General features: G+C 72.2%; 15 protein-coding genes. 10 read left to right on the forward strand and 5 right to left on the reverse strand.

Annotated elements, in window-relative coordinates:
• Positions 1-35: 35 nt before the first annotated feature.
• The gene (locus tag AB5L52_RS41375; protein ID WP_369368298.1) at positions 36-1,202 is read right to left on the reverse strand and encodes a GDSL-type esterase/lipase family protein; all 1,167 of its coding nucleotides are present in this window, start codon (positions 1,200-1,202) and stop codon (positions 36-38) included.
• 35 nt (positions 1,203-1,237) lie between these two features.
• Positions 1,238-1,807, reverse strand: coding sequence for a WHG domain-containing protein (locus tag AB5L52_RS41380; RefSeq protein WP_351023174.1), 570 nt, complete (start codon positions 1,805-1,807; stop codon positions 1,238-1,240).
• 373 nt (positions 1,808-2,180) lie between these two features.
• Here AB5L52_RS41380 and proS point away from each other — a divergent pair, with 373 nt between their 5' ends.
• Complete coding sequence (gene proS / locus AB5L52_RS41385; protein WP_351569935.1) at positions 2,181-3,593, forward strand: proline--tRNA ligase; 1,413 nt, start codon at positions 2,181-2,183, stop codon at positions 3,591-3,593.
• Between the two features lie 138 nt (positions 3,594-3,731).
• Here the strand turns inward: proS and AB5L52_RS41390 are convergent, their stop codons facing one another.
• Positions 3,732-4,082, reverse strand: a complete 351-nt coding sequence (locus tag AB5L52_RS41390) for a helix-turn-helix domain-containing protein (protein ID WP_351023181.1) — start codon at positions 4,080-4,082, stop codon at positions 3,732-3,734.
• Positions 4,083-4,146: 64 nt separating this feature from the next.
• Between AB5L52_RS41390 and AB5L52_RS41395 the strand changes: the two genes are divergently transcribed.
• The 4 genes from AB5L52_RS41395 to AB5L52_RS41410 all read left to right on the forward strand — a co-directional run bounded on the left by AB5L52_RS41395 (position 4,147) and on the right by AB5L52_RS41410 (position 8,866).
• Entirely contained in the window at positions 4,147-5,034 is an 888-nt protein-coding gene (locus AB5L52_RS41395) for an NAD(P)-dependent oxidoreductase (RefSeq protein ID WP_369368299.1), read from the forward strand.
• Positions 5,035-5,390: 356 nt separating this feature from the next.
• A complete protein-coding gene (locus tag AB5L52_RS41400; protein WP_369368300.1) occupies positions 5,391-5,684 on the forward strand; it encodes a pentapeptide repeat-containing protein in 294 nt (97 codons plus the stop codon).
• 70 nt (positions 5,685-5,754) lie between these two features.
• Positions 5,755-6,708, forward strand: a complete 954-nt coding sequence (locus AB5L52_RS41405) for a LysR family transcriptional regulator (RefSeq protein ID WP_351569944.1) — start codon at positions 5,755-5,757, stop codon at positions 6,706-6,708.
• 199 nt (positions 6,709-6,907) lie between these two features.
• Positions 6,908-8,866, forward strand: coding sequence for a collagenase (locus AB5L52_RS41410; RefSeq protein ID WP_369368301.1), 1,959 nt, complete (start codon positions 6,908-6,910; stop codon positions 8,864-8,866).
• Between the two features lie 107 nt (positions 8,867-8,973).
• On the opposite strand, the gene AB5L52_RS41415 is transcribed toward AB5L52_RS41410, so the two are convergent.
• Positions 8,974-10,428, reverse strand: coding sequence for a glyceraldehyde-3-phosphate dehydrogenase (locus tag AB5L52_RS41415; protein WP_351023195.1), 1,455 nt, complete (start codon positions 10,426-10,428; stop codon positions 8,974-8,976).
• Between the two features lie 184 nt (positions 10,429-10,612).
• Between AB5L52_RS41415 and AB5L52_RS41420 the strand changes: the two genes are divergently transcribed.
• Positions 10,613-11,821, forward strand: coding sequence for a hypothetical protein (locus AB5L52_RS41420; protein WP_369368302.1), 1,209 nt, complete (start codon positions 10,613-10,615; stop codon positions 11,819-11,821).
• Positions 11,822-11,836: 15 nt separating this feature from the next.
• On the opposite strand, the gene AB5L52_RS41425 is transcribed toward AB5L52_RS41420, so the two are convergent.
• On the reverse strand, positions 11,837-13,000 hold the full coding sequence (locus AB5L52_RS41425; RefSeq protein ID WP_369368303.1) for a Cmx/CmrA family chloramphenicol efflux MFS transporter: 1,164 nt from the start codon (positions 12,998-13,000) through the stop codon (positions 11,837-11,839).
• 395 nt (positions 13,001-13,395) lie between these two features.
• On the opposite strand from AB5L52_RS41425, the gene AB5L52_RS41430 reads away from it, so the two are divergent.
• The 4 genes from AB5L52_RS41430 (at position 13,396) to AB5L52_RS41445 (ending at position 18,798) form a co-directional block, all read left to right on the forward strand.
• On the forward strand, positions 13,396-14,226 hold the full coding sequence (locus AB5L52_RS41430; protein WP_369368304.1) for a PP2C family protein-serine/threonine phosphatase: 831 nt from the start codon (positions 13,396-13,398) through the stop codon (positions 14,224-14,226).
• A gap of 83 nt (positions 14,227-14,309) precedes the next feature.
• On the forward strand, positions 14,310-15,398 hold the full coding sequence (locus AB5L52_RS41435) for an MASE1 domain-containing protein (protein WP_369368305.1): 1,089 nt from the start codon (positions 14,310-14,312) through the stop codon (positions 15,396-15,398).
• A 146-nt stretch (positions 15,399-15,544) separates the two neighbouring features.
• Positions 15,545-16,978, forward strand: a complete 1,434-nt coding sequence (selA, locus tag AB5L52_RS41440; RefSeq protein ID WP_369368306.1) for an L-seryl-tRNA(Sec) selenium transferase — start codon at positions 15,545-15,547, stop codon at positions 16,976-16,978.
• A complete protein-coding gene (locus AB5L52_RS41445; RefSeq protein ID WP_369368307.1) occupies positions 16,978-18,798 on the forward strand; it encodes a SelB C-terminal domain-containing protein in 1,821 nt (606 codons plus the stop codon). The genes selA and AB5L52_RS41445 overlap by 1 nt, the downstream gene beginning before the upstream one ends.
• The last annotated feature ends 62 nt before the right edge of the window (positions 18,799-18,860 follow it).

The raw sequence follows: 18,860 nt of genomic DNA on the forward strand, positions 1-18,860 counted from the left end.
ACCCGTACGGGCCGGGTGAGCCGAGCCCGTACGGCTCAGGCGGCGCCCTCCGCGAAGGGCCCGCCCGGAGCGAACGCGCGCGCCGCGAACCGCTCGCCGATGCGGCGGTGCGCGGCGGCGTCCGGGTGGATGCCGTCGGGCAGCGGCAGTTCGCCGGAGTCGGCCGCGCCGTACAGCTCACGCCCGTCGAGGTAGTGCAGGTGCGGGTCCTCGGCCGCTCGCGCGCGCACGATCCGGGCCAGCTCCTCCCGGATGACGCCCAGGGTGAGTTTCCCGCTCGCCTGCTCCGCCGGATCCCCGGTCGCCCGGAACAGCAGTCGCCCCTCGTGCAGGGCGGAGACGTCCATGAGGGTGGGGCCCGGCGTGTCCTCGTGCATCGGGCACAGGATCGGCGAGACGACGAGCAGCGGGATGTCGGGGTGCCCGTCACGGATGGTGTCGAGGAAGCCGTGCACCGCGGGCCCGAACGCGCGCAGCCGCATCAGATCGGCGTTGACCACGTTGATGCCGAGCTTGACGCTGATCAGGTCGGTGGGCGTGTCGCGCAGTGCGCGCGCGGTGAACGGGTCGAGCAGCGCGCTGCCGCCCAGCCCCAGATTGATCAGTTCCGCCCCGCCGAGGGACGCGGCGAGCGCCGGCCAGGTGGTGGTCGGGCTCGCGGCGTCGGAGCCGTGGCTGATCGAACTGCCGTGGTGCAGCCACACCGTGCGGCCCCGGTCCGGTACGGGCTCCACGGGTGCGTCGGTGCGCAGCGCGACCAGCTCGGTCGTCTCGTTGTGCGGCAGCCAGATCTCCACGTCCTTGACGGTGCCGGGCAGCCCGCTGAAGCGCAGGGTGCCGACGGGGCCCGGCCGGTGCGCGGCGGTGCCGGTGGCCAGGTCGATGGTGAGCGTGTGGCCGCCGGCGACTAGGCCGCTGCCGGCCGGACGGCCGTCGACGATCAGGTCGTAGCAGCCCTCCGGACGGGGCGGAGCGCCGACGTAGACCCGCTTGGTCGGCAGGGTGTCCAGCTCGATGGTGGTCGCACGGGTGCGGAAGACCAGCCGTACGCCGGAGGGCTGGGACTCCGCCAGGGCCAGCTGCGGGTCGGCGCACTGTGCGCGGGCGCGGGCGGGCAGCCGGTGCGGCAGCAGTCCGTGCCCGGTGCGTTCCACGTCCAGCGCGCCGCGCAGGAGGTCGGGGGTCAGCGGGATGGTGTGCATGGTGTCGGCCTGCGTTTCGAAGGGGTCGAAGAGGGTCAGGGGGTGGGCCAGTCGCGCAGCAGGGAGTCGAGGGCGTCCAGGATCCGGGTCCAGGACTCCTGGGAGTCGGGGGCGCTGTGGCTGAATCCGCCGGCCAGCTCCAGGCCGACGTAGCCGTGGAAGACGCTGCCGAGGAGCCGGACCGCGTGGGTCTGTTCGGGTTCGGCCAGGTCGTAGCCGCGCAGGATCGCGCGGGTCATCTGCGCGTGCCGGCCGCCCGCGCTCGCGGCCGCCGCCTCGGCATCCAGCGGGTGACGGGTCGCCGCGTAGCGGCCGGGATGCTCGCGGGCGTAGTCGCGGTACACGTCGGCGAACGCGGTGAGGGCGTCCTTGCCGGCCCGGCCGGCGAGCGCGTCGGCGGCGCGGTCGGCCAGCTCCTCCAACGCCAGCAACGCGATCCGGGTCTTGAGGTCCTGGGAGTTCTTCAGGTGCGAGTACAGGCTCGCGACCTTGACGTCGAACCGCCGGGCCAGCGCGGACACGGTCACCTGCTCGAAGCCGACCTCGTCGGCCAGCTCGGCACCGGCCCGGACGAGACGCCCGGTGGACAGGCCTGCGCGCACCATGCTCTTCTCCCATCTGCCAAAATAGATTATGGGCCTTCCTAAAGCTTTTAGGCAAAGGGCAAATGGTGGAGTGATGTAGGGGGCGGGGTAGCCGGCCACGCAGGTCAGCGCCTCGGCGTCGGGCCGGGCCCATGCCGCCGGCGCGTACCACTGGATGCCCACCGCCCCCGTATCCCAGCCGTGGGGGAGGAGGCGATCCCGCAGGAACACGGCGTTGGCGAGCACCTCGTCCTCGGTGACGGTCGTGCCGTAGCAGTCCCAGCTGTTCCAGCCCATCGGAGGCCGCAGCCGCCGGTGACGGTGCTCCACGGGTGGGTGAAGAGGGCGGGAATTGGTTCGCGCACCGGCGACCGGTCGCCCTAGCCTGCCCGCCATGGCAAAGGCACCTGTGCTCACACCCCGGGCGGACGACTTCCCGCGCTGGTACCAGGATCTGATCGCCAAGGCGGAGCTGGCCGACAACGGCCCGGTGCGCGGCACCATGGTCATCCGACCGTACGGGTACGGCCTGTGGGAGCGGATGCAGCGGGAGTTGGACGCCCGGATCAAGGACGCGGGCGCGCAGAACGCCTACTTCCCGCTCTTCATCCCGCAGTCGTATCTGACGAAGGAGGCCGAGCACGTCGAGGGCTTCGCTCCCGAGCTGGCCGTCGTCACCCACGGCGGCGGCAAGGAGCTGGAGGAGCCCGTCGTGGTCCGCCCCACCTCTGAGACGATCGTCAACGCATACTTCTCGAAGTGGGTGCAGAGCTACCGCGACCTGCCGCTGCTGATCAACCAGTGGGCGAACGTGGTGCGCTGGGAGCTGCGCCCGCGTGTCTTCCTGCGGACAACGGAGTTCCTGTGGCAGGAGGGGCACACCGCCCATGCCAGCTACGAGGACGCCCGCGACTACGCGGCGCGTATCCACCGCGAGGTGTACGCCGACTTCATGGAGAACGTCCTCGCCATGGACGTCGTACCGGGACGCAAGACGGTACGGGAGCGGTTCGCCGGTGCGATCAACACGCTCACCCTGGAGGGCATGATGGGCGACGGCAAGGCCCTCCAACTGGGCACCAGCCATGAGCTGGGCCAGAACTTCGCCAAGGCCTTCCATACGCGGTACCTGTCGCAGGACGGCCGGCAGGAGTACGTCTGGCAGACCTCCTGGGGCTCGACCACCCGTATGGTCGGCGCGCTGGTGATGATGCACGGGGACGACGACGGGCTGCGCGTGCCGCCCCGGCTGGCCCCGGTGCAGGCGGTGGTCGTCGCCGTCAAGGGAGACCCGGAGGTGCTGGCCGAGGTCCGTGCGATCGGCGCGCGGCTGACGGCGGCGGGGGTGCGCGTCCAGGTCGACGACCGCACGGACGTGCCGTTCGGCCGGCGCGCGGTCGACTGGGAGCTGAAGGGTGTGCCGGTACGCATCGAGGTGGGACCGCGCGACCTGAAGAACCGCACCGCCGTGCTGGTCCGCCGTGTCCCGGGCACGAAGGAGCCGGTCGCCACCGAGGCGCTGGCCGCGCTGCTGCCCGGGGTGCTGCAGGACGACCAGGCGCTGCTGCTCGCACAGTCCCGTCGGCGCCGCGAGGACCGCACGGTCGAGACGACCACCATTGAGGAGGCCGCGGAGGCCGCGAGCACCGGCTGGGCCCGCATCCCCTGGGCGACACTCGGCCCCGAGGGCGAGGCCGGCCTCGCCGAGCAGGGCGTCTCGGTACGCTGCCTGGTCACCCCGGACGGCACGGTCCCGGAAAGCGACGACCAGCCGGGCAACGTGGCCATCCTGGCGCGAGCGTACTGACGGGGACTTCGGTCAGGTCGTTCCCGCATACCCACCTTTTTGTGCGTACTTGGCGGCCGTAGCCGGACAGGAGAGGCTGTTTCTCGAGGTCAGGGGCAAGGCGACGACCGGGGGAGAGGAGGTGACCGTGGCGGTGTGTCAGGGCGTCGTACCGGGTGCGCGGAGCCGTTGCAGGCGGCGGTGTCCCCAGTCGGACACAGGGCCCAGGGCCTCGGACAGGTCTTGGCCGAAGCGGGTCAGCGTGTACTCCGTCTTCGGCGGCAGCACGTCGTACACCTTCCGGTGCACCAGGCCGTCCTCCTCCATCTCGCGCAGCGCCTGAGTCAGTACCTTCTCGCTCAACCCCGGTAGCCGGCGCCGTAGTTCGGCGGGCCGGTGCGGGCCGGACTCCAGCAGCCACAGCAGGGACGTCTTCCACTTGCCGTCGATCACGGCGATCGCGGCGGTCACTCCGCAGACGTCCGGATCCTGGGCGCGGCTGCGTGTCATCGGTGTCCTCTGTTCCCCAGCAGGCCGTACGGCCACCTTGTCTTACCTATACGGGAGTTGAAACATGTCCACGTCCACGAATCTTCCTGCCGTCACCGTGCTCGGGCTCGGCCCGATGGGCCGCTCGCTGGCCGGCGCGTTCCTGAAGGCGGGGCTGCGGACCACGGTCTGGAACCGCACCCCGGGCAAGGACCGGGAGCTGATCGAGCAGGGCGCGGCCGGCGCCGGATCGGCCGAGGAGGCCGTCGCGGCCGGTGACCTGATCGTGGTCTGTGTGGTGAACCACGACGCCGTCGACGCCCTCCTGCGCCCCGAGCCCGTCACCCGCGCCCTCAAGGGCCGTACCGTCGTGAGCCTCACCGCCGACACCCCGCACCGAGCCCGCAGCACCGCGGACTGGGCGGCCGACCACGGCATCCGCTACCTGGACGGCGCGATCATGACCCCCGCCCCCAGCATCGGAACACCCGAGGCCGTCTTCCTGCACAGCGGACCGCGCGCCCTGTACGAGGAGTACCGGACCGTGCTGGAGGCATTGGGCGGCAGTCACACGCACCTCGGCGAGGAGATCGGACGCGCCGCCACCTTCGACGTCGCGCTGCTCGACCTCTTCTGGACGGCGATGGCGGGCTATGCGCACGCCGTCGCGATCGCCCGGGCCGAGGGAGTCACCGCCGGGGAACTCGCACCTTTCGCGCAGGGCATCGGCGCGATCCTGCCCCCGCTGTTCGCGGAGTTCGCACAGGACGCCGACGACGGCACCTACTCCGGGGAGATCAACCCCCTCACCTCGGCCGCCTCGACCATGGCCCACGTCATCGATGTCTCCGAGGCCCACGGCATCGACGCGGGCGTGATGCGCGCGGTGGAAGGCCTGGCTCGCCGCACCATTGGCCTCGGCCACGGCAGGGACGGTTTCATCCGGGTCGCTGAGGTACTGGGCCGGCACTGAGACGACGGCTGGTCGGCATCGGTCGGGGCGCGTACGGCGTCGGGTCGGCACCTACGCGGACCCGAGGTCCCGCCCGGTCGGGGCGCGCGAACGGGGACCGGCCCCGAGGCGGTCCTGCTCGCCCGGCGCGGATGAGCCGCGTGCGAGTGGCTCAGGCACCAGTGGGGGGCGAACGGAAGGGGCCGGACGTGCGGATACCGGCATGGAAGCCGATGCAGGGCCAGGAAGCCGAAGCCGGGTACGGGAGGCGATGCGGGCACGGGAGGTGATGCGGGTGTGGGAGGTGATGGGTGCTCGGGTGCTGATGGGGTCCGGAAGGCGGCGCATGTGCGGAAGCCGAGGCGGGCGCGGAACCCTTGCGGGCGCGGAGTCAATGCGGCGGACGGACCTGCTCAGGCTCCGCGCTCCGCAGGGCACGGCTCCGCAGGGCACGGCTCCGCAGGGCACGGCTCCGCAGGGCACGGCTCCGCAGGGCACGGCCTCGCAGGGCACGGCGCTGCGAGCCACCGCGCCGCAAACCACCGCCCCACAAGGCACCGTCCCGCAACGCAACCGGCCTCCGAGGTCGGCGGACCTGCGACTTGTGTCGGGGGCGGCACAGTGCGACGCTTCGGTCCGCCGGCCGCGACCACGGTCGGCGGTGCCTGTGAGCACCGGTTTTGCCGGAGCGGCGAACGGCCCCTCCGGAACCGGCCGTGGACCGAGACGGGGAGTGGCGCGATGGAGCTGGAGCTGCGGCACCTGCGGGTGCTGTGCGCGATCGCCGACGCCGGCAGCGTGGGCCGCGCCGCGGCACAGCTCGGCTACTCGCAGCCCGCCGTGAGCACCCAACTACGGCGCATCGAGCGCCACTTGGGCGAGCCCCTCTTCGAACGCGGCACGAGCGGAGTACGGCCCACCCGCTACGGCGCCGAGGTCGTCGCCCAGGCCCGCGACGTGCTGACCCGCGCCGACGCCATCGGCCACCGCCCGGCCGCCGCACGAGCCCGCCGTACCCTGCGCGTCGCGGCGACCAACTCGCCCATGCTGTCCGGCACCGTCTCCCGGGTCCGCACCCGGCTGCCGGAACTGTCCGTCGCGGTCACCAGCGTCTACGCCTCCTCGCGGATCGTGGAGCTGCTGGAGGAGGGCGCGGTGGACGCGGCCATCGCCGCCGACTATCCGGGTATGGAGCTGCGCCACTCGGACGCGGTGCGGCACCGCGGGATCGTGACGGAACCGACGTTCGTCGCCCTGCCCTCCCGGCACCGGCTACGGCAGTGCGCCCAGGTGCACCTCGCCGACCTGGCCGAGGACGCCTGGTTCGTGACCCCGGACGACGGGGCCGGCTGGCCCGGCGTGTTCTACGACGCCTGTGCGGCGGCCGGGTTCACCCCGGTCACCGTCCATGAGTTCCTGGGCGACCAGAACCAGCTGCAGAGCATGATCGCCGACGGTCTGGGGGTGTCCCTCGTCCAGCCGACGCTGCGGCCGATTCCGCATGTCGTGGTCAAGCCGCTGGTCGGTTCCCCGCTGTGGTGCCGTTATGTGCTGGTCTGGCGGCCTGATGCCGTCACCGGGGAAGTCGTGGAGGCTCTGTCCCAGTCCGCCAACTCCGCCTACCGCGATCTCGTCGCCCAGGCCCCTCACCTGCGGGCCTGGGCCTCACGCACCTGGAGCGTCACCGGGGCGTAGCGCGTCGCCCGGCGCCCAATTACCAGTAAATGAACGGGTGTTGAGTCATGACGATGTGTCAAAGGTGCGCCGGGATGTTATGAGTATCCAGTGGCATGTGCTATGTCACACGGCATTGTTGAGGCGGGCGGGCCGCTGAGACCCTGCCTCACACGCCTCAGCACCCCACCGAGGCGCATCCCTTCGTGGAGGAATCCAGATGCGCTATCGCTTCGCGCTGCCCAGACGCACACCCGGTCGCCCGCTCCCCCGTACGACCGGACGCATGGCCGGCGCCGCGGCCGTCTGTGTCACCCTGGCCGGGCTGCTGTCCATGCCCGCGCAGGCGGCGCCGCAGCCGCACACCGGTGCCGCCCCCGCGCCCCGCAAGCACCTGTCGGTGCCGTCGCCGACCGGTGCGACCACCGCCGTCACCGAGCGCCCCGCGACCCAGGCCCGGCGGCTCAACCCGGCTCAACTCCCGCCCCTGCAGCCCCTGTCGGCCCAACCGGCCCGAAGGGCGGCCAAGGCGGCCTCCTGCGCCCCGGCCGACTTCGGCAGCCGCAGCGGCTCCGCCCTCGTGTCCTTCGTGCAGGCCTCGACCACGGACTGCGTCAACACCCTCTTCGCGGTCACCGGCTCGGACGCGCACAACATCTTCCAGCAGTCCCAGATGCTCACCATCTCGGACGCCTTCACGCGCACGGCCGGGCAGTACCGCGGCGACAACTCCGGCGGCCTGGAACAGCTGGTCCTCTTCCTGCGGGCCGGCTACTACGTGCAGTTCAACCACCCCGGAGACGTGGGCCAGTACAGTACCCGCCTCACCACGGCCGTCAGGGCGGGCCTGGACGCGTTCTTCGCCCGGTCGCACTCGAACGACGTGACGGCGGTGAACGGCGACATCCTCGGCGAGACGCTCATCCTCACCGACAGCGCCGACCTCCAGGGCCGCTATCTCCCCGTCTACGAGCGGTTGTTGAGCGCCTACGACAGTTCGTACGACTCCGTGGACAGCATGGTCAGGGCGATCAACGACGTCTACACCCCGCTGTGGCGCGGCAATTGGAACCCCGACTACGTCAAGGCGGTCGTCGCGGACCCGTCGATCACCGACACCCTGCACGAGTTCGCCCTGGACCACACGGACCTGCTCGGCACCGGCAATGCCTTCCTGGACTCCAACGCAGGGATGAACCTGGCCCGTTACGTCGAGCACCCGGAGCTCCAGGCGACCGTCAAGCCTCTCGCCAAGGACCTGCTGGACCAGTCCGCGATCACCGGCCCGACGGCCGCGCTCTGGGTGGCCGTCGCCACGCAGGCCAACGCCTACGACGGCACTGACTGCGGGTACTACGACGTCTGCGACCTGCCCGCCAAGCTCACCGCCGCCGCCCTGCCGATCACCCACTCCTGCGACGCGGACCACACCATCCTCGCCCAGGACCTCACGGACGCCGACCTCGACGCGGTCTGCGCCAGCGTGCTGCACCAGGACGCCTACTTCCGCGGGCTGGTGAAGGCCGACGGCGCGATACCCGGCCAGTACGTCTCCACCATCCAGCTCGTGGTCTTCGCCAGCCGCGCCGACTACCAGACCTACGCCGGCGCGATCTGGGGCGTGAGCACCGACAACGGCGGCATCACGCTCGACGGCAACCCGTCCGACCCCGGCAACCACGCCACGTCGATCATGTACCAGAAGGACTCCGACGACGGCTTCACGGCCCGGATCTGGAACCTCAACCACGAGTACACGCACTTCCTCGACGGCCGTGACGACATGAAGGGCCCCTTCGACCAGCAGATCTCGGTGCCCGACGTGTGGTGGATCGAGGGCCTCGCCGAGTACGTGTCCTACAGCTACCGGGGCATCGCCGACGACCAGGCGACCCAGGAGGCGGCCAAGCACACGTACAAGCTGAGCACCCTCTTCGAGAACACCTACGACAACAGCGACACGATCCGCACCTACCCGTGGGGCTACCTCGCCGTGCGCTACATGGCCGAGAACCACCCCGACGACATCCAGAACATGCTCGCCCGCTTCCGCGTCGGTGACTACGCCGGCGGATACGCCGTCTACCACGACGGCATCGGCACCCGGTACGACGCCGGCTTCGACCAGTGGCTCACGGCGTGCGCCGCGGGCTCCTGCGCCAAGCACGCCAGGGCCTGACCCCCGCCAGGGCCTGAGTCCCGTCAGGGTCTGGGCGCACGCGCCGCAGCACGACGGCCGCCGACCGGAAACCCCGGTCGGCGGCCGCGGCCTACCACGAGAAGTCGTCAGACCGCAGTGGCCGGGAACGTTGGGTACTCGACACCCGACACATGCTGGACGACCCGCACGACCTGGCAGGAGTAGCCGAACTCGTTGTCGTACCAGAGGTAGAGGATCGCGTTGTCGCCGTCGACCTTGAGGGCGCCGGCGTCCACGATCGAGGCGTGGCGCGAGCCGATGAAGTCGCTGGAGACCGCGTCGGGCGCCGTGATGAAGTCGATCTGGCGCTTGAGCGGCGAGGTCAGCGAGACCTCGCGCAGGTAGTCGTGGACCTCCTCGCGGGTGGCCTCGCGGGCCAGCTGCAGGTTCAGGATCGCGATCGACACGTCCGGCACGGGCACGCGGATCGAGCTGCCGCTGATCTTCGCCTTGAGGTCCGGCAGCGCCTTGGCGACCGCGGAGGCGGCACCCGTCTCGGTGATCACCATGTTGAGCGGCGCGGAGCGGCCGCGGCGCTCGGACTTGTGGTAGTTGTCCAGCAGGTTCTGGTCGTTGGTGAACGAGTGGACGGTCTCCACGTGGCCGCGCAGCACGCCGTACTCGTCGTCCATCGCCTTCAGCGGCGGGACGATCGCGTTGGTGGTGCAGGAGGCGCAGGACAGGATCTGCTCGTCCGGCTTCACGGTGTCGTGGTTGACGCCATGCACGATGTTCGGGACGTCACCCTTGCCCGGCGCGGTCAGGACGACCTTCTCGATACCGGGGCGCAGGTGCTGGGACAGGCCCTCGCGGTCGCGCCACTTGCCGGTGTTGTCGATGAGGATGGCGTCCCGGATGCCGTACTCGGTGTAGTCCACGTGCGACGGGTCGTCGGCGTAGATCACCTTGATGGCGTTGCCGTTGGCGACGATCGTGCTGCTGGCCTCGTCGACGGTGATCGTGCCCTGGAACTGGCCGTGGATGGAGTCACGGCGCAGCAGCGAGGCGCGCTTGACGAGGTCCTCGGCGGCCCGGCCGCCGCCGCCGCGCACCACGATGGCGCGCAGCATGAGGCCGTTGCCGGAGCCGGCCTTCTCGATCAGCAGACGGGCGACGAGCCGGCCGATGCGGCCGAAGCCGTAGAGGACGACGTCGCGCGGCTCACGGCGCTCGATCTTGTTGGCGCCGGTGGCTCCGGCGACGGCCTCGGCCGTGAATTCCGCCACACTCAGGCCGCGGTCGTCGGCCTGGTAGGTGGTGGCGAGCATGCCGAGGTCGATCTGCGAGGGCCCGAGGTCGAGGGCGGTCAGGGCCTGCAGGAACGGCATCGTCTCGGTGACCGACAGCTCCGCGCCGGCGATCTGCCGGGCGAAGCGGTGCGTCTTGAGGATGCTGACCACCGACTTGTTCACCAAGGAGCGGCTGTGCAGCAGGACGGTCACGTCCCGCTCGCGGTGCAGCTTCCCGATGAGCGGGATCATCGACTCCGCGATCTCCTCGCGGATCTTCCAGTTGGTGAACGAGTCGTCGTTGACAGTCACTGATCCATCTTTCGAGCTAGGGAGCGCTCATATGCTAACCGCACCCCTCAGCTGCTCCATCCGTGGGGCAGGGGGTAAGGGATTTGCACCTATTCCTTGACTGATTCCTGAATCGGGGTGGAAGTGCGTAAGAAACCCGGGTCGCGATTTGCACGTCTTACCTGGCGTGCCCAAGGTCAAAAGAGTGAGCACCTCTTCCGTTCCCCGGCCCGAGTCGGCCGCCCCGTCCGCCACCCTCCGACGCCCGGTCCTTTCCCGGATCGCCCGGCGCGGTGTCCCCGAGGGGGCGCTACGGGCCCTCGCCCTGTTCGCGGCCGTACGCGTCGCCGGGATCCTCGTGGTGATCCTCACCAACGCGGTCCGCGGCCATCCGCTGGTCAAGAGCTTCGCCCACTCATGGGACTCCCGCTGGTATCTGCACATCGCCGCCCAGGGCTACGGCCACCGCATCTGGATCACCCCGCAGGGCGCCGTCCAGAGCGACTGGGCGTTCTTCCCCCTGTATCCCGGACTCATCAGGGCACTGAGCACGGTCCTGCCACTCAGCCCCGGCATGGCCGCACTGCTCATCTCCTGGATCGCCGCGGGCGTGGCGGCCTACGGCGTGTACGTCATCGGCCACCACCTCTACGGGCGCGGCGTCGCCACCGCACTGGTCGCCCTGTGGGCCGCTCTGCCGCACGCGGTCGAGCTGACCATCGCCTACACCGAGTCCCTGTTCGCCGCGCTTGCCATCTGGTCCCTCTACTTCGTACTCAAGCGCCGCTGGCTGTGGGCCGGGACACTGGCCGCGCTGGCCGGGCTGTCCCGGCCGAGCGGCTTCGCGATCGCGCTGGCCGTCTCCCTCGCCGCCGCCCACGAGGCGTGGCAGCAGCGCGGCCGTGTCCCGGTGAGCCTGTGGGCCGGTGCCGTCATCGCCCCGCTGGGCTGGCTCGGCTATGTGCTCTGGGTCGGCGGGCAGACGGGGGACCTGCTCGGCGGCTACTTCAAGGTGCAGAGCGCCTGGGACTCCAAGTTCGACTTCGGTCTCGGCTCGGCGCGCTTCCTGAAGGGCCTGCTGCTGCACGGCGGAGGCGTCGTCTACCCGGCGGCCCTGGTCATAGTCGCGGCCGGAGTGCTGCTCTTCGCCCTGCTCTGCCTCGAACGCGCCCCGCTGGCCCTGGTGGTCTTCGCGGGCGTCCTGATCCTGCTCGTGGTCGGCGGCTCCGGCTCCTTCTCCTCCAAGCCGCGGTTCCTGCTGCCCGCCTTCCCGCTCCTCATCCCCATGGCCCGCGCGCTGACCCGGACCTGGCGGGTCCGGCCGGCCCACGTCGTGATCGTCTACACCGGCCTCACCATCGTGTCCCTGCTGTTCGGCGCCTATGTTGCGGTGGTGGCCCGCTCCCCGCTGTAAGCCACCACCGGCACGTCACCCGACCTGCCGCTCCCGGCCGCCCCGGCGCACGAAGCCCAGGGCGGCCGGCGCCGCGCCCACCAGCAGGGCGCTGACCCAGACCGGCGCCCGGTAGCCGAGCCCGCCGTCGAGCGCCGCGCCGCCCAGGACCGGACCCAGGGCGGCGCCGACATTCAGCGCCGACGTCGCGAACGCACCCGCGAGGGACGGGGCGTCCACCGCCTCGTACAGCACCCGCGTGATCAGCGTCGAACCGACCCCGAACGCCAGGGCACCCAGCACCGGCACCAGCAGGAGGGTCGCCACGGCGTTCCCGGCGCCCAGGGCGAGCAGCAGCCAGCCGATGAGCAGCGCTGCCCCTCCCGCCGCCAGGACCGGCAGCGGGCGCCGGTCCGCCAGCCGGCCCGCCCACGTCACCCCGGCGAACGCGCCGACGCCGAACAGGGCCAGCACACCCGGCACCCACGCGGCACCGAGCCCGGTCACCTCCGTGGCAAGCGGCGCGAGGTAGGTGAACGTGCAGAACGTCGCGCCGTTCACGAGCGCGGCGAGAGCGAGCGTCACCAGCAGCCGGGGCCGGCGCAGCACCCGCAGCTCCGCGCGCACGCCGGGGCCGGCACCGGCCGGCTCGGCCCGGTCGCCCGGCACCGACCGGGCGATCGCCGCCAGCGCGGGCGCGGACAGCAGGGCCACCGCCCAGAACGCCGACCGCCAGCCGAACAGGTGCCCGAGCCCGGCACCGGCGGGCACGCCCACCACACAGGCCAGCGTGGTGCCGCCCAGCAGGACCGAGGTGGCCCGGCCCTTGGCGTCCGGTGCGACCATGCCGGTCGCCGCCGTCAGCCCGATGGCCAGGAAGCCGGCATGGGCCAGCGCCGCGAGCACGCGTGTGGCCAGCAGCACACCGAAGTCGTCGGTCAGCGCGCCGACGACATGGACCAGCAGGAACACGCTCAGGAACACCAGCAGGGCCTGCCGCCTCGGCCGGCGGCGGCCCAGCAGCGCCATCAGCGGCGCTCCCGCGATCATGCCAAGGGCGAAGGCGGACGTGAGCGTGCCCGCGGCGGGGACCGAGACCCCGAGGTCCCGGGCGATGTCCGGCAGCAGCCCGGACAGCATGAACTCGGATGTGCTCTGGGCGAAGACGGCCAGGGCGAGCAGATAGAGAGCGAAAGGCATCAGGACTCCACACACCGTGTCGTGGACGGGCAGCGTGAACGCGGACCCGCGAAGGACACGACCGGTGAGTGCAGTCGGAAGCGACATCCAGCCGAGGGCGCGGGCCACAGCGCGCGGGACGGCGGTCCGGTGGTGGCGTAGAGGGGTACGACGAGAACGCCACCGGACGGCCGGTGGCTAGCGCCTGGATGCCTCGGGACTGGACATGGGCGGCACGTTAACGTGCGAGCGCGGGTGCGTGCCACCGGGTTTTCGACGCGGGACCGGAGCCGTACCGCCGCCCGCCCGTGTGCCTGCTCATGGGGCGGGATCCTATGAAATAGGTAAAATCTAGGCGTTTGCTGAACATGCAGGCGGCAGGTCATCGCAGGCCACCGCCCCGTCGGAAGTGATCGATGGCCCGCAAGCGCTCCACGGACGAAGGCGACGAGCTGCTGGCCAGACTCGGTTCGCTCACCGCCCAGGCACGCGAGCGCGCGGTGCTGCAGCGCACCCAGGTCGAACTGGCCATCGCCCTGCAGCGCGGCATGCTGCCCCGTGACCTGCCCACCGCGCCCGGCCTGCACCTCGCCGTCCGCTACGCACCGGCCAACCTCGGGCTCAACGTCGGCGGCGACTGGTACGACGCGTTCGCCCTGCCCGACGGGCGGATCGGGCTGTCCATCGGTGACGTACAGGGGCACAACATCGAGGCCGCCGCCTTCATGGGCCAGGTGCGCGCCGGACTGCGCGCCCTCGCCTCCGTGACCGGCGAGCCGGGCGAACTGCTCGCCCGCACCAACGACCTGCTGCTCTCGCTGGGCACCGAACTCTTCGCCACCTGCACCTTCATGCGCCTCGACCCGGCCACCGGAGTGCTGGAGAGCGCCCGGGCCGGCCACATCCCGTTCGTGTGGGCCACGGCAGAGGGCAAGTCCGGCGTCGTCGACGACGAGGGAGGGCCGCCGCTCGGCATCGACGAGGGCATGGGCTTCCCCGTGAGCCGGCACCGGCTCACCACGGGCGGAGTGTTCGTCCTGGTCACCGACGGCGTGGTCGAGGGCCCCTCGCTGAACATCGAGGACGGCCTGGATCAGGTGGTACGTCTCGCCGGCATCGCCGCCGTCGCCGGCCTGGAGGCCCATGCGCTGGCCGCCGCTGTGATCAAGTGCGCCGAGAGCGTCGGCCACGAGGACGACGCGGCCGTCCTCGTCGTCGGCCTGGACGATCCCGCAGGCCACCCGTGACCGGGCCCGCCCGATCGCCGATTCAGCCATAGGGCCGGACAGCAGCGGGTCTCGCCTCGCCGACCCGGGGCCGCCGGTGTGAGATGGCTGCTGTGGTGGGTATCGAGGAACTGCGCCGGCCGGGCGGCTACGCCGTCCAGGTACTGGCCGTCGCGGCCTGCTACTACGCCGTCGCCCGGCTCGGGCTCCTGCGCGGACTCACCGTGGAGGGGGCCGTCGTCAGCCCCATCTGGCCGCCGACCGGCGTCGCGGTCGCCGCGCTGCTGATCCTGGGCCTGCGCTGCTGGCCCGGCATCACGATCGGCGCCTTTCTCACCGTGATGTACCTCACCGCCCCCCGCCTCGATGTGCTCGGCACTCTCGCCGCCCAGACCGGCGCACCGGTGGCCGCGGTCCTCCTGCTGCGCCGGGCTCGCTTCCACACCGACCTCAGCCGGTTACGGGACGGCGTCGCCCTGGTGTTCCTCGGCGCGCTGACCGCGATGCTGATCAGCTCGACCGCCGCCGTCGGCCTTCTCGTCCTCACGGGCAAGCTGGGCGCGGACAGCTTCTATCCCGTCTGGCTGGCCTGGTGGGTGGGCGATGCCATGGGCGTCCTGCTCGTCACCCCGCTGCTGCTGTTGCTGCACGGCGCGCGCTGGCCGCCGTCGCTGGCCCGCTGGCCGGAAGCGGTTGCGCTGACCGTCGTGGCCTGCTGTCTCGTGCCGGTGGCCGTGTACAGCTCGATCAGCATGCTCTACCTCGTCTACCCGCTCCTCATCTGGGCCGCCCTGCGGTTCCAGCTTGAGGGCAGTGTGCTGTGCGCGCTGCTGACGTCCGTGCTGGCCACCGTCGCCGCGACGGACGGCGTCGGGGCCTTCGCCGGACTGAGCCGGATCGAGATCATGGCGAAGCTCCAGACGTTCAACGGCTCGATGGCCCTGACCGCCCTGCTGCTGTCCGCGTTGATCACCGAGCAGCGCAACACCCGCAGCTCGGTGGAGAAGGCCTGCCAGGAACTGGTCGAGGTACTGGAACACCTCACCACGGGCGATTCCCCACCGCCCCGGCCACTGCCGGACACCGGCGACACCAAGACCACCAAGACCATCAAGACCACCAAGACCACCAAGGACATCGACGGCACTGACGGCACCGACGATGACCAGATCCGGCCCACCGGGCCCCGGTGACTCGTCGGCGACGGCCGGGTGCGGGGCCCCGCGTGCTGCCGACCTCACCGCCTCTTCCGGTGTGTCGGAGTCCAGGTCAGCGGTGCTGGGAGACGATGGGCGGTGCCCGGAAGGAGCGAGGTCCGGACCGGAGGGACAGACGCGGCATGGAGCAGCGGACGGCGAGCACGGCGGACCGGCGGACCGGGGCGGACCGGACCCGCTCCGGGCGCACGGGGCGGCCCGACGGCGCTGTCGTACCGTTGCCCGACGCCATCGACGTACGACGTCGCATCCCGCGCACCGACCACCTGTTGCGTGACCCCCGGCTGGCCGTGGCGGTGGACCGGCTCGGCGCCGGAGCGGTGAAGGCCGCCGTACGTGCGGCGCAGGAGCGGGCCCGCGCGGGCACCGTCTCCCCCGAGCAGGTGGCGGAGACGGCCTTCGCGCTGTTGCGCGACAGCGCGAGCGGCCTGTGCCCGGTGATCAACGCCACTGGGGTGCTGTTGCACACCAACCTCGGCCGGGCCCCGCTGTCGGCCGCCGCTCGGCAGGCCGTTCAGGAGGCCGCCGGGCCCACGGACGTCGAACTGGACCTGGCGACCGGTGCCCGCGCCCGCCGTGGCCGCTCCGCCCTCGCCGCCCTGCGCGCACGTGTGCCCCGCGCCGACGCCGTGCACGTCGTCAACAACGGCGCCGCCGCGCTCCTCCTCGCCGCCACCGCGCTCGCGGCCGGCAAGGAGATCGTCGTCAGCCGGGGCGAGCTGGTGGAGATCGGCGACGGCTTCCGGCTGCCCGACCTGCTCGTCTCGACCGGCGCCCGGCTCCGCGAGGTCGGTACGACCAACCGCACGACCGCCGCCGACCACGCCGCCGTCCTCGGCCCGGACACCGCCTTCGTGCTCAAGGTGCATCCGTCCAACTTCCGTGTCACCGGCTTCACCCGGTCCGCCGGGACCGCGGAACTCGCCGCTCTCGGCGTCCCGGTCGTCGTCGACATCGGCTCCGGACTGCTCGCCCCGCATCCGGCGCTGCCCGAGGAACCCGACGCCGACACCGAGTTGCGCGCGGGCGCTTCGCTCGTCACCGCGAGCGGCGACAAACTGCTCGGCGGCCCGCAGTGCGGACTGCTGCTCGGCGACCGGGACCTGGTCCACGCCCTCGCCCGGCACCCGCTGGCCCGCGCGCTGCGCGTCGACAAACTGACCCTCGCTGCGCTGGAGGCCACCCTCACCGGCCCGCCCACCCCGACCGCCCGCGCCCTCACCGCAGACCTGGCCGAACTGTGTGCCCGCGCCGACCGGATCGCCGCGAGCCTCGTCGCCGACGGCGTCGACGCACGGGCCGTCGCGTGCGCGGCCACCGTCGGTGGCGGAGGCGCCCCCGGAGTCACCCTGCCCAGCGCGGCGGTGTCCCTGCCGGAGCCGTACGCCGTCGCGCTGCGCACCGGCCCGGTCCCCGTCGTCGGACGGCTGGAGTCGGGCCGCTGTCTGCTGGATCTGCGCGCGGTGCCCGACCAGGACGACGAGCGGCTGACCGGGGCCGTGCGTGCGGCCCGGCCCGCCGTAGCAGGACAGCCTGCCGTGGAAGGGCGGGCGTGATGCGGGTGCTCGCCACCGCCGGTCATGTCGACCACGGCAAGTCCGCCCTGGTGCGGGCCCTCACCGGCATGGAGCCGGACCGGCACCCGGAGGAGCGTCGTCGGGGGCTCACCCTCGACCTGGGCTTCGTGTGGACGCGGCTCGGCCCGGACGGGGACCACGTGGCCTTCGTCGACGTACCCGGGCACGAACGCTTCGTGCCGACCATGCTGGCCGGCGTCGGACCGGTGCCCGCCATGCTGTTCGTGGTCGCCGCCGACCAGGGCTGGCAGCCCCAGTCCCAGGAGCACCTGGCGGTCCTCGACGCGCTCGGCGTCCGGCATGCCGTCCTCGCGATCACCCGCAGCGACCTCGCCGACCCCGGACCCGTACGCGCCGACACCGTCGAGCGGCTGGCCCGGACCTCACTCGGGAAGGTGCCCGCGGTCGCGGTGAGCGCGGTCACCGGTGCCGGACTCGATGCGCTGCGCGCCGAACTTCAGCTGCTGGCCGACGAGTTGACCGATCCCGACCCGGACGCCGACGTACGGCTGTGGCTCGACCGGGCGTTCACCGTGCGCGGGCACGGCACCGTCGTGACCGGCACGCTCGGCGCGGGCACCCTGCGTGCCGGCGACCGGCTGGTCACCGGGGACGGCTCGGCCGTGCTCCGGGTGCGCGGGCTGCAGACCCTGCACGAGGAGCGGACGGCGGTCAGTGGCGTGGCCCGCGTGGCCGTCAACCTGCACGGCCCCGGTGCCGACGGCCTGCGCCGGGGGCAGGTGCTGCTGACCCCGGGCCGCTGGACGCACAGCGAGGTGCTCGACGTCCGGGTCGTCGGGGAGCCGGTCGCCGACCTGCCGCGCTCCCTCACTCTGCACCTCGGCACTGCCGCCGTACCCGTCACCGTCCGCCCGCTCGGCGACGACACCGCCCGCCTCACCCTCGCCCGGGGCCTGCCCCTGCGGGTCGGTGACCGCGCGGTGTTGCGCGAACCGGGCGGCAGCCGCATGCCGTGCGGGGTCACCGTCCTCGACGTACGACCGCCCCGGCTGACCCGGCGCGGCGACGGCCGGGCCCGCGCCGCCGAACTCGCCGCCCTGACCGGCCGCCCCGACGGCGCCGGCGAACTGCGCCGCCGCAAGCTGATCCGGCGCGCGGACCTGGTCGCGATGGGCGTCTCGGCACGCGTCGAACCGGTCGCTGGGGACTGGCTGGTGGACGACGCGCACTGGACCGCGCTGATGGATCGGCTGGCCGCCGAGGTCGAGCGCCACGCGCGGGAGCATCCGCTGGAGCCGGGCCTGCCCACCGAGGCTGCTCGCCGTCTGCTCGGCCTGCCCGACCGGGCCCTTGTCGCCGCGCTGGCTGACGCGGCACCCCAACTCAGCAGCAAACAAGGCCGGTTGTACGCCGCGGACGGCCCCGGCCCCGCTCTGCCCCCGGCCGTCCGCGCCGCCGTGGACGCCGTACGCCGGGACCTTGCCCGTACGCCGTTCCGCGCGCCCGAGGCCGACCGGCTCGCCGAACTCGGCCTGGAACACAGGGCGTTGGCGGCCTCCATCACGGCCGGTGCCCTGCTGCGGATCGCCGACGGGATCGTCCTGCTGCCGGGCGCGGACGCCCGGGCCGCCGCCGAACTGCGGGCACTGCCACAGCCGTTCACGGTCAGCGAGGCCCGGCGCGCGCTCGACACCACCCGCCGGGTGGCCGTACCGCTGCTGGAGTTCCTGGACGCGCGGGGGTACACCCAGCGCGTCGACGACCAGCACCGCCGCTGCCGTACGGACGTGGCGAACGGAGACGGACGGAGACGGACGGGAATCGAACCCGTTCTCTGACCCTAGGGTGACCCGCGATGCGACCCGGGGGCCTGCGACCTGAGTGCCGCGCCTGGGCCGGG

The sequence above is a fragment of the Streptomyces sp. CG4 genome (assembly GCF_041080655.1).
Taxonomy (GTDB): Bacteria; Actinomycetota; Actinomycetes; order Streptomycetales; family Streptomycetaceae; genus Streptomyces.

Excerpts from the sequence above, each read along its gene's own strand:
- AB5L52_RS41375 (WP_369368298.1), bottom strand. The coding sequence starts at position 1,202 with ATGCACACCATCCCGCTGACCCCCGACCTCCTGCGCGGCGCGCTGGAC.
- AB5L52_RS41380 (WP_351023174.1), bottom strand. The coding sequence starts at position 1,807 with ATGGTGCGCGCAGGCCTGTCCACCGGGCGTCTCGTCCGGGCCGGTGCC.
- proS (WP_351569935.1), top strand. The coding sequence starts at position 2,181 with ATGGCAAAGGCACCTGTGCTCACACCCCGGGCGGACGACTTCCCGCGC.
- AB5L52_RS41390 (WP_351023181.1), bottom strand. The coding sequence starts at position 4,082 with ATGACACGCAGCCGCGCCCAGGATCCGGACGTCTGCGGAGTGACCGCC.
- AB5L52_RS41395 (WP_369368299.1), top strand. The coding sequence starts at position 4,147 with ATGTCCACGTCCACGAATCTTCCTGCCGTCACCGTGCTCGGGCTCGGC.
- AB5L52_RS41405 (WP_351569944.1), top strand. The coding sequence starts at position 5,755 with ATGGAGCTGGAGCTGCGGCACCTGCGGGTGCTGTGCGCGATCGCCGAC.
- AB5L52_RS41410 (WP_369368301.1), top strand. The coding sequence starts at position 6,908 with ATGCGCTATCGCTTCGCGCTGCCCAGACGCACACCCGGTCGCCCGCTC.
- AB5L52_RS41425 (WP_369368303.1), bottom strand. The coding sequence starts at position 13,000 with ATGCCTTTCGCTCTCTATCTGCTCGCCCTGGCCGTCTTCGCCCAGAGC.
- AB5L52_RS41430 (WP_369368304.1), top strand. The coding sequence starts at position 13,396 with ATGGCCCGCAAGCGCTCCACGGACGAAGGCGACGAGCTGCTGGCCAGA.
- AB5L52_RS41435 (WP_369368305.1), top strand. The coding sequence starts at position 14,310 with ATGGCTGCTGTGGTGGGTATCGAGGAACTGCGCCGGCCGGGCGGCTAC.
- selA (WP_369368306.1), top strand. The coding sequence starts at position 15,545 with ATGGAGCAGCGGACGGCGAGCACGGCGGACCGGCGGACCGGGGCGGAC.
- AB5L52_RS41445 (WP_369368307.1), top strand. The coding sequence starts at position 16,978 with ATGCGGGTGCTCGCCACCGCCGGTCATGTCGACCACGGCAAGTCCGCC.